Below are 1775 nucleotides of genomic sequence, written 5' to 3'. Positions count from 1 at the left end.
GCACGACGGTGCCCTCGAAGCCGGCGTCCGCCATGAGCGTGTTGGACCCGCCGCCGAGGACGAACACGGGCTCACCGGCGGCGTCGGCGGCGCGGACGGCCTCGACGGCCTCGGCCTCGGTGCGCGCGGTGACCCACGCGCGGGCGGGCCCGCCGACGCGGGTGGTGGTGTGGTCGGCCAGGCGCTCGCTCATGCGCGCTCCCCCTCGGTCTCCTGGGGTGCCGCCAGGCGCACCACGGCCTGCGCCTTCGTCAGCACGCGGGGCCTGTCCTGTGCGGGGTCGTTCACGGTGAGGTCGATCCGCACGGTCCCGGCCTCGGCGTCCACGGCGCCGATCGAGCCGGAGACCTCCAGGACCGCGCCGGGCACGGGCGCGCCGTCGTCGTCCGTGCGGCCGGTGGTGTCCTCGACCGGCACCATGGCCGTGAAACGCGTCTGGTAGTCCACGACGGCGCCCGGGTCCCCGGCCCAGTCGGTGACCAGCTGCACGGCCGCGCCCATGGTGAGCATGCCGTGGGCGATCACGCCGGGCAGGCCGACGGACTCGGAGAAGGACTGGCTCCAGTGGATAGGGTTGCGGTCCCCGGAGGCGGCGGCGTAGGCGACCAGGTCCGCACGGGTCAGCGGGACCCGGCGGGAGCCGATGGTCTGCCCCTTCTCCAGCTCGGCCAGGACGGGGCGGGCGGCGGTGGGCTCGCTCATCAGGACTCCTCTCCCCGGACCAGCAGGGTGGACGTGACGTCGGAGACGGGGGCGCCGTCGGCGTCGACGATCTCCGTGACGGTGGTGACCATCCGGTTGCCGCCGAGCTCCTTGACCGCGTGGACGCGGACGGTGCCGGTGAGCTCGTCCCCCGCGACGATCGGGCGGTGGTGGGTGAAGCGCTCCTCCGCGTGGACCACCCGGGAGAAGTCGATCCCCGCCTCGGGATCCGCGACGACGGCCGCCTCCACCCGCTGCGCCACGACCACGGCGAACGTGGGGGGCGCGACGAGGTCGGCGTGCCCGAGCGCGCGGGCCGCCTCGACGTCGTGGTGGGCGGGGTGCCCGGCCTGCACGGCGTCCGCGAACGCGCGCACGGCCTCGCGGCCGACCTGGTACGGGGACGCCGGCGGGTAGGTGCGCCCGGCGAGGGTCTGGGGGTCGCTCACGCGTGCTCCTGGGTGTCGGGGGTCCGCCGACCCGTGCGGCGGGCGGGGCCCCAGCCTATCGGGCGGGCCGGACCCGTCAGCGGGACCGTCCCGGGCCCGTCTCGGCCTGCCGGCGGCCGGCCTCCCGCAGGCGCACCGTCTGGGCGGTCAGGTGCACCAGGACGCCGACGGCGAGGATCGCCAGGGCCGCCCAGGACAGCGGCAGCCGCTCGGTCAGCGCGCCCACCACGGACAGCACGATGCCCAGCAGGAACAGGCCCGAGCCCGCCAGCACTATGCGGCGGTACAGCGACGAGCCGTTCTGCCAGGGGGACACGAAGCCGGGGCGCGGGTCGGACGGGGCCGGTCGGCGGGAGGGGCGGGACATGCGGGCCAGTCTACGGACGCTCCCGGCACGACGGAGGCCCGGACCGTCCGGTCCGGGCCTCCGCCTCGGTGGGTAGCGGCGGAGGGACTCGATCCCTCGACCTCACGATTATGAGTCGTGCGCTCTAACCAGCTGAGCTACGCCGCCACGGCATGAGAACGCCCGCGCTCGCGGCGCACACCGTGAGAACGGGCTCTCATGTCAGAGCCCCGACCGGGAATCGATCCCGGGACCTCCATCTTACCAAGATGGCGCTC

At 75.2% G+C, this 1775-nt stretch carries 4 protein-coding genes and 1 tRNA gene; all 5 read right to left on the bottom strand.

The features are described 5' to 3' along the window. Window positions 1-193, bottom strand: a 193-nt coding sequence (locus Q4D18_RS11780; protein WP_303128642.1) for an FAD-binding protein, incomplete at its 3' end; no start/stop codon positions are given. Beyond that, window positions 190-702: a MaoC/PaaZ C-terminal domain-containing protein gene (locus Q4D18_RS11775; RefSeq protein ID WP_303128640.1), complete on the bottom strand. Its 513-nt coding sequence runs from the start codon at window positions 700-702 to the stop codon at window positions 190-192. The genes Q4D18_RS11780 and Q4D18_RS11775, both read right to left, overlap by 4 nt. Next, complete coding sequence (locus tag Q4D18_RS11770; protein ID WP_303128638.1) at window positions 702-1151, bottom strand: MaoC family dehydratase N-terminal domain-containing protein; 450 nt, start codon at window positions 1149-1151, stop codon at window positions 702-704. The genes Q4D18_RS11775 and Q4D18_RS11770 overlap by 1 nt, the downstream gene beginning before the upstream one ends. 76 nt (window positions 1152-1227) lie before the next feature. Next, on the bottom strand, window positions 1228-1518 hold the full coding sequence (locus tag Q4D18_RS11765; RefSeq protein ID WP_303128636.1) for a hypothetical protein: 291 nt from the start codon (window positions 1516-1518) through the stop codon (window positions 1228-1230). Window positions 1519-1591: 73 nt separating this feature from the next. Beyond that, window positions 1592-1665: transfer RNA gene (locus Q4D18_RS11760), tRNA-Met, on the bottom strand. Window positions 1666-1775 lie beyond the last annotated feature (110 nt).

It is taken from the genome of Micrococcus sp. (assembly GCF_030523875.1).
Lineage (GTDB): Bacteria > Actinomycetota > Actinomycetes > Actinomycetales > Micrococcaceae > Micrococcus.
This window is presented reverse-complemented; position numbering and strand designations above follow the sequence as displayed.

What these genes read in the sequence shown, in the direction of transcription:
- Q4D18_RS11775 (WP_303128640.1), bottom strand. Translation starts at nt 702, where the DNA reads ATGAGCGAGCCCACCGCCGCCCGCCCCGTCCTGGCCGAGCTGGAGAAG.
- Q4D18_RS11765 (WP_303128636.1), bottom strand. Translation starts at nt 1,518, where the DNA reads ATGTCCCGCCCCTCCCGCCGACCGGCCCCGTCCGACCCGCGCCCCGGC.